This window comes from Polynucleobacter sp. IMCC 29146 (assembly GCF_021395195.1).
Taxonomy (GTDB): domain Bacteria; phylum Pseudomonadota; class Gammaproteobacteria; order Burkholderiales; family Burkholderiaceae; genus Polynucleobacter.
Window position 1 is genome coordinate 22,945 of record NZ_JAJVCR010000014.1, and the last position, 6,838, is coordinate 29,782.

Here is a 6,838-nt window from a genome sequence, read left to right on the forward strand (position 1 = left end):
CTCTTTTATTTTCATTTGTTAATTATTTGCTACTAAATGCAAAATCTCTCTAATTCTTCGGGCAACTCGAACACACTCATCACTACTAATATCTCTAGGCCTAGCACTATCCAAAGTCAATATCTCAACTATCCTACCGGGGCGAGGTGACATGATAATTATTCGATCGGCAAGTTTTATGGATTCTTCAATGCTGTGGGTAATAAAAACAACTACCTTTTTGTTAAGCTGCCAAATACGCACTAGCTCATCTTGCATGCGCTCCCTGGTAAATGAGTCAAGAGCAGCAAATGGTTCGTCCATAAGTAAAATTGCAGGATCTACTGCCATCGCCCTTGCCAGGGCGACTCTTTGACGCATTCCACCAGATAGTTGGATTGGATACTTATTTTCAAACCCCTTAAGATCAATCAATTCAATGAAATAATTGACAATTTTTTGTCGTTCAGATTTGCCAAAGTTTCTTTGTTTTAAACCATACTCAATATTTTTGCTAATTGTCAGCCAGGGAAATAATGCATAGTCTTGAAACATCATAGTGCGATCAGGGCCCGGACCTAAGATAGGATTGCCAAGAACCTCTGCAAATCCTTTTGTAGGGAACTCAAATCCGGCAAGGATATTTAGTAAAGTTGTTTTGCCACAGCCACTGGGCCCTAATACACAAATAAACTCTTGATTCTGAATATTGAGATTTATTTTTTCTAATGCCAATACTTCATTAGTGCCGGATCCATAAATTTTTTCTAAATCTTTAATTTGAATTACGTTATCAGTCATTATTGATTGCCCAGTCTCCACCACGGCATGATAGTGGCCTGAATTAATCTAATGAGCGCATCTAGAAGCAAGCCAATTAGACCAATAACAACCATTCCTACAATTACATAATCACTTCGAAATAAATATCTCCCCTGGTTAATTAAGTACCCAAGACCTGACGTAGCAGCAACCAACTCCCCGGCAACAAGAGCCATCCATGCAATTCCAGTGCCAACGCGAAGACCAACAAACATCTGAGGTAATGCGGCAGGAAAAATAACCGTCATAATGATTGAAAATTTTGATGCTCCCAAAGTCTTTGCAGCTCTTATATATTGTGGGTCAACATCTCTGACGCCTTCCATTGTGCTTATTAAAATAGGAAAAACTGCGCCCAAAAAAATAATGAATTCATTTTGAACATTCGAAATACCAAACCATAAAATACTTAATGGTATCCATGCTAAAGGAGGAATTGGTCTAAAAAAATTCACTACGGGTTCAAAAGACCATGAAAAACTTTTAGAGGCTCCAAGCAGAGAACCTAATGGTATGGCCACCAAAAGAGCAACACCAATAGCAATAAAAACCCTAGAAAGACTAGCGTAAATATCTTTTTGAAGAGTTCCTTTTTGAATTAGCTCAACTGCGCCCGAAAAAACTTCAGTCGGCGGCGGAAGTTGCAGTGAAATTGTGCTGCTATTCTCGCTTACAAGTTGCCAAATAATAATAAGAAGGGCCAAAAGCCAAAGTCTAGCAACGGACTTCAATGCTTTTTTTATTTGCAATTCATTCCCCAAATTCCATTTAAAACGCTTACCAAGTATTTTTATTGATTAAATAATTTAACTCGGCTTAAATGTTTTGCCAGCGAAAGTCCATGGGCGAATTAAGTCACCAGGACCTGGAAAATTCTGCTTACCCATTTCCATCACCCCATAAGGAGGATAAGGTGGTTGCCCTACCTTTCCTGCCCAATTTGATGGCATAAAGGGGGCTTTTTTGGGCACTGCCCACCCTAATTGGTTAAATGTTTCAGCAAGATATTTAGGCCGTAATACAGCCTTAAAATCTGCCTCGGTATAGCGGCGCTTTAAGACTCCAGCGTCAGTCATAATTCCAGATTGATATAACTCCAGTGGTATCCATAAACCTCCGGTATCCTCAAAAACATAATTTCGAGTGGGCTTAGGATTGAGCACATGGATTTGAACATCACGCTCAATTAATTTAATATCACGCCCCCTTTGAGATGGATCAGCAGCAAAATCAGAAATTGCCTCTTTTGGCTTATAACGAGCAATTAATTGCGCCTCCATAAAGCTATCCGCGTAAGCCTGAACTACGTCGGGAGCATTTTCTTCAATTTCCCCACGCATATAGGAGTAACCATTAAATATCTCATAATTATTAATGAGGTCAAAAATGCGTGCATTTTTAAGAAACTCATCCATGAGCATCACATTGGGTTCCCAGATCCCGACTATATCTATCCCTTGAGGCATCATAAGAATATCGGCAGGCGCAGTATTTTTAATAACATAATCTTTGCCTTCTTCAAGCCCATACACCTTTACTGCAATTAAAAATGCGAGGTGGGTTGTGCTTCCAATTGTGATGCCAACTACAGCAGGCCGTCCAAGAACTTTTGCACCTTTTAATTCTGAAATGCTATTTTTTAAGGGGGAGTCCTTATGGCATAAAAAAGCCTGTCTTTGAGTAGGATAGCAAGCAATTGCAGCAGTGGGGATTTTTTTATCTATAACCTGCAATAAGCCTAAAGAGCCTGCTTGGGCAACTTGAACGCGCCCTGGCATGTATACCTCATTCATCAGGCTGGCAGCAACAAAGGGGCTATATTCAGCCTCGATGCCTCTTAGCTCCATTAACTTTTGCTGGCGCATTAAAAAAAGGATTATGTTCCCCTCCGACCAAAGAGGGTTCCATGCAATTTGAAGTGGCCACCAACCTTTAGACTTTAGCCACGCAACAGATTTATCAGAAATTTTTCGGTAGGGAGTTGGCCAGCCCCATTGCGTAAAAGTGCTAGTTTGGGCGAACGAAGATGTTGAACCAAGCATCAGAGACGAAAGCCCTGCTGAAGCTGTCAAACTTAAGCTTTGCTCTATAAAAGTACGTCTAGAGTTCTTTTCTAATTTATTTAAATCAGATATACCGCTTAATTTCTTATTTGTCATATCTCCCCCCAAAAATTTAATGAATTAGTTTTTCATTTTTTTAAATCTAACAGAAATTTTATTAAAGTCAATATTGAGATAATAAATCTCATTTTTTGCAAAAATTGATTAAAATAAGTAAAATATCAATAGGTAACTATCAAAACTAAGGGCAGATGAAAAATAAAATTACTGGATATGACGAATTTATAAGGGAAAGTACTAACTCCTCTAAGGACTCCGCGATCACAAGAGCTATTGAAATTCTATTTGCACTTAGTAGCTCACCAGAACCTCTATCGGCGATTGGTGTTTCAGAAAAATTAAAAATACCTAAAGCATCGATTCATAGACTAATGGTTCATTTAGAGTCAATTGGAATTTTAGAAAGAGAGCCTGGAAGTAAAAAATTTATAACAGGGCAAAGGTTAAACAACTTAGCAATAGAAACCTTAATTAACTCTCCAAATAAATCAATACGCCATTCAATCCTTGAAGCGCTAGTGAGTGATTTAAGAGAGACTTGCAACATCACGGCTCTTGCTGGAAATAAAGTGATTTATATAGATCGAGTTGAATCACAATGGCCCCTAAGAATTCATTTGCAGCCTGGATCTATAGTGCCAATTTATTGCGGTGCAAGCGGAAAACTTTTTTTAAGTTATATGCCAGCACAGCAAAGACGAAGAATTTTAAACTCTATAACTCTTGTTAAATATACCGAGCACACAATAATCAATATAGAAAAAATTGAAAAAGAATTAAAAAAAATTCGTTCACAAAACTATGGCTTAGATATCGAAGAGTTTATGCAAGGTCTAATTGGTATAGCGGTTCCAATTTTTAATCGTAATAATAAGATATGCGGAACCGTATCAATCCATATACCAACTGTCCGCCATGATCTATCAGAGGCGATTGCGTGCATTCCAAGGCTCAGAATTGCTGCCCAGAAAATAAGTCAAACTTTTTCGCGAGAGGATATTTAATTTGACCCCAAATTAATTTATCGAAAATCGTTCAATTTACCAGCAGTAGTTATATAACCAAAACAATTATTTGTTAATATTTTTGAGAATTTTTTGCATTTCTTCTAAATCTTGATTCATTACCACCAATGTATCAGATTGGGGCACATAGCTTTTTTCCGATGCAAAAGAATCCTTCAAGTAGGCTTTATATTTTGGTAAATTAACTATCTTATTTAAAGCTTGAGATATAACTGCTATTTTTGCAGGATCAGTGCCAGCCTTAATAATTAGCGCTCTTCTTTGGGGCAGTGTAACGTTATATCCAACCTCCTTAGATGTTGGAATTTCTTTAAAATCATTTAATCGCTCGGCACTGAAAAAGATGATTGGTCTCATTTGCTTTGACTCTACAAAGCTAGCCACATTGCCGGCTGGCGAATACAGGGCATCAACGTGCCCTCCAATTAATGCTGCGTACCTCTCTCCAGGCTTTGCATAAGGAATTACATTTATCTTCAATCCTTTGGATTGTAGATAACTCATCGTAATATCATCCGTACTTCCAAGTCCAGAAATTGCTATTGAGACAGGGCTATTTTTTGCTGCTTGCTCAAAACTCTTCCAATTATTAAATTTATCACCTGAAACATATAGGCCTGAAGGAAGTTGAATAACTATGCCTAAGTTAATAAAATCATCAATTTTCCATTTCGGCTGCTGGGTAGCTAAAAGAGCAAAATTATCCCACGCCAATAAGAGCAAGGTTTGACCATCAGCTGGATCAGATAATAACTTTTGCATACCAATATTTCCAGTTGCTCCGGGCATATTAATTACGGGTACTGATATTTTTAACTCCTGCTCTAATTGATTGGCAATTAGCCTTCCAGTTTGATCTGATCCGCCTGAGGGACCCCAGGGGATGATTAATTGAATGGGCTTTGAGGGATATTTATCCTGGGCCCAAGAGTATTGCCCAAAACATAAGCTGGCTATAAAAAAGAAAAATACGAAATAGCTCTTTATCTTATCAATCATTATTAACCCCAAATTTTTAATGCATTAACTTATTAACCCTCTGTTGCCCTAACCATTGCCGATGTCCAGCCGCCATCAACAGTAAGAACTGTGCCAGAAATAAAATCCGAAGAGTTAGAGCAAAGAAAAAAAACTGCATCTGCAACTTCGCTTGGCTTACCCCATCTGCCTACATTATTTTCTTTCCCCCAAACTGCAGCCAATTCATTATCAGCTGCAAATCCTGAATTTAGTGGTGTATCAATCAACGCAGGAGCAACTGCATTAATATAGATATTTTTACCGCGCATATCCAAAGCAGCAGCTTTAGTAAAGGCAATTTCGCCACCTTTAGAGGCGCAATATGCCACTCTCTCTGGTCTTCCAAATAATCCTGCTACCGATGAAATATTAACAATCTTACCTTTTCCATTTTTTAACATGTATGGAATGACTGCTTTGCAACACAAAAATGGGGCTGTTAAATTAACGTCTAAAGTACGACGCCATTCTTCTTCTGTTTGCTCTAATAATGGATTGATAAATCTTATTCCTGCATTGTTAACTAGAATATCAATACGCGAATATTTTGCAAAAGTTTGATCTGCCATCTTGGCAACATCACTGGAGTTTGAAACATCTGCCTTAACTGCGAAGGCATTTCCTCCGCCCTTCAGAATTTCTGAAACTGCTAAATTTGCAGATTCTAAATTTATGTCGGCAATTACTACAGTAGCTCCCTCGCTAACTAATTTTCCAACAATTGCCCGGCCTATTCCTACGCTTCCACCGGTAACGATTGCTACCTTATTTTTGAGTTCCATAATTTTTCATTTTTAAAATGGTATTGATCCCGCAAAAGTAGTTCTATGCATTTTTCTCCGTAAAGGGGGAGCATAGTCGCTGACTGCTAAATGCTGTGTGGAGCAGTTATCCCACATTATTAAATCATTAGCTTTCCATTTATGCCGATATACAAAATCTTCTCTAGTGCATAACTTGTCTAACTCTTGAAGGATTTTCTTACTTTCTGCCTCAGGGACTCCTTCTATTTTAGTAACGCACAATGGACTTAAATATATGGACTTCCTACCTGTTACAGGATGGGTTCGAATAATGGGATGGTTTTCAGGTGGCCTCTTAATCTGTTCATCTGTAAATTTAACTGCGGTTATTGTGTCTTTGGGGGCATCATCATAGGCTTTAGTCATTTTATGAAGCGCCTTTAGATCTCGTAACTTAATCTTCATGTCTTCACTTAAAGCATCATATGCTGCAAAAGTACTGGCAAATAAAGTATTTCCGAGAGAATTCCCTTTTGAATCATATGGAACCTCTAATGCATAAAGTGCCGATCCAGCGCTTGGCGTTTTTAAATAGGAGGTGTCTGTATGCCAAGTAGCTACGCGCTCAGTGTCAGCAAATCCTATTGGCTTACCGTTTTCAATAATATTTGATAGAAGAAGAATCTCTGGGTGGTCTTCCAGTAAATACTGCTTTAAAGAATGAATTTCTAATGATCCAAAGCGCTTACTAAAATCGACATGCACTTTTGGTGAGATTCTTTGATCATGAAAAACAAGTAACGAGTATTCATAGTATGCGTCCTTTATTTTGGAAAAAGTTTTCTCATTTATGCCCTTAGAAAGATCAATTCCGCTGATTTCGGCTCCAAAATAAGGGTTTAAGCGCTTTATTTGAAATGAACTATTTGTTTCGCTACTCATATTGCCCCCATTTATATTTTTAGGGTTAACCCCTAATTTTATTTGGTGGATTCAAACACGAAGTGCAACTTTGAACAACTAAGCCTAGTGGCTAAGGATATCTTAGTATCCATAGCTTCTAGACCAGCAAGTCAAAGTAGCCATGACCTATCAACACCTTAGCCAAGAAGAACGATATCAGATT

At 38.1% G+C, this 6,838-nt stretch carries 7 protein-coding genes; 1 reads left to right on the forward strand and 6 read right to left on the reverse strand.

Annotated features, from left to right (window positions below; translation table 11 throughout):
• Window positions 1-18: 18 nt before the first annotated feature.
• From LZT22_RS11815 to LZT22_RS11825, 3 genes are read right to left on the reverse strand one after another with little or no spacing between them, the layout of a single operon-like run.
• The gene (locus LZT22_RS11815; RefSeq protein ID WP_233925479.1) at window positions 19-780 is read right to left on the reverse strand and encodes an ABC transporter ATP-binding protein; all 762 of its coding nucleotides are present in this window, start codon (window positions 778-780) and stop codon (window positions 19-21) included.
• Window positions 780-1,550 carry an ABC transporter permease gene (locus tag LZT22_RS11820; protein WP_233925481.1) on the reverse strand — a complete coding sequence of 257 codons (771 nt, stop codon included), beginning with the start codon at window positions 1,548-1,550 and terminating at the stop codon, window positions 780-782. Before LZT22_RS11820 ends, LZT22_RS11815 begins: the two co-directional genes overlap by 1 nt.
• 57 nt (window positions 1,551-1,607) lie before the next feature.
• Window positions 1,608-2,666 (reverse strand): ABC transporter substrate-binding protein, encoded by a 1,059-nt coding sequence (locus LZT22_RS11825; RefSeq protein ID WP_233925483.1) that lies wholly within the window; start codon window positions 2,664-2,666, stop codon window positions 1,608-1,610.
• A 449-nt stretch (window positions 2,667-3,115) separates the two neighbouring features.
• Here LZT22_RS11825 and LZT22_RS11830 point away from each other — a divergent pair, with 449 nt between their 5' ends.
• Entirely contained in the window at window positions 3,116-3,928 is an 813-nt protein-coding gene (locus tag LZT22_RS11830; RefSeq protein WP_233925485.1) for an IclR family transcriptional regulator, read from the forward strand.
• Between the two features lie 66 nt (window positions 3,929-3,994).
• Here LZT22_RS11830 and LZT22_RS11835 read toward each other — a convergent pair whose 3' ends face one another.
• The 3 genes from LZT22_RS11835 to LZT22_RS11845 are packed head-to-tail and all read right to left on the reverse strand — an operon-like array spanning window position 3,995 to window position 6,654.
• Entirely contained in the window at window positions 3,995-4,948 is a 954-nt protein-coding gene (locus LZT22_RS11835; RefSeq protein WP_233925487.1) for a tripartite tricarboxylate transporter substrate binding protein, read from the reverse strand.
• Window positions 4,949-4,980: 32 nt separating this feature from the next.
• Entirely contained in the window at window positions 4,981-5,751 is a 771-nt protein-coding gene (locus LZT22_RS11840) for an SDR family NAD(P)-dependent oxidoreductase (RefSeq protein WP_233925489.1), read from the reverse strand.
• A 12-nt stretch (window positions 5,752-5,763) separates the two neighbouring features.
• Window positions 5,764-6,654, reverse strand: coding sequence for a TauD/TfdA family dioxygenase (locus LZT22_RS11845; protein WP_233925491.1), 891 nt, complete (start codon window positions 6,652-6,654; stop codon window positions 5,764-5,766).
• Window positions 6,655-6,838: the final 184 nt, after the last annotated feature.

Excerpts from the sequence above, each read along its gene's own strand:
- LZT22_RS11840 (WP_233925489.1), bottom strand. The coding sequence starts at position 5,751 with ATGGAACTCAAAAATAAGGTAGCAATCGTTACCGGTGGAAGCGTAGGA.
- LZT22_RS11830 (WP_233925485.1), top strand. The coding sequence starts at position 3,116 with ATGAAAAATAAAATTACTGGATATGACGAATTTATAAGGGAAAGTACT.
- LZT22_RS11825 (WP_233925483.1), bottom strand. The coding sequence starts at position 2,666 with ATGCGCCAGCAAAAGTTAATGGAGCTAAGAGGCATCGAGGCTGAATAT.
- LZT22_RS11815 (WP_233925479.1), bottom strand. The coding sequence starts at position 780 with ATGACTGATAACGTAATTCAAATTAAAGATTTAGAAAAAATTTATGGA.
- LZT22_RS11835 (WP_233925487.1), bottom strand. The coding sequence starts at position 4,948 with ATGATTGATAAGATAAAGAGCTATTTCGTATTTTTCTTTTTTATAGCC.
- LZT22_RS11845 (WP_233925491.1), bottom strand. The coding sequence starts at position 6,654 with ATGAGTAGCGAAACAAATAGTTCATTTCAAATAAAGCGCTTAAACCCT.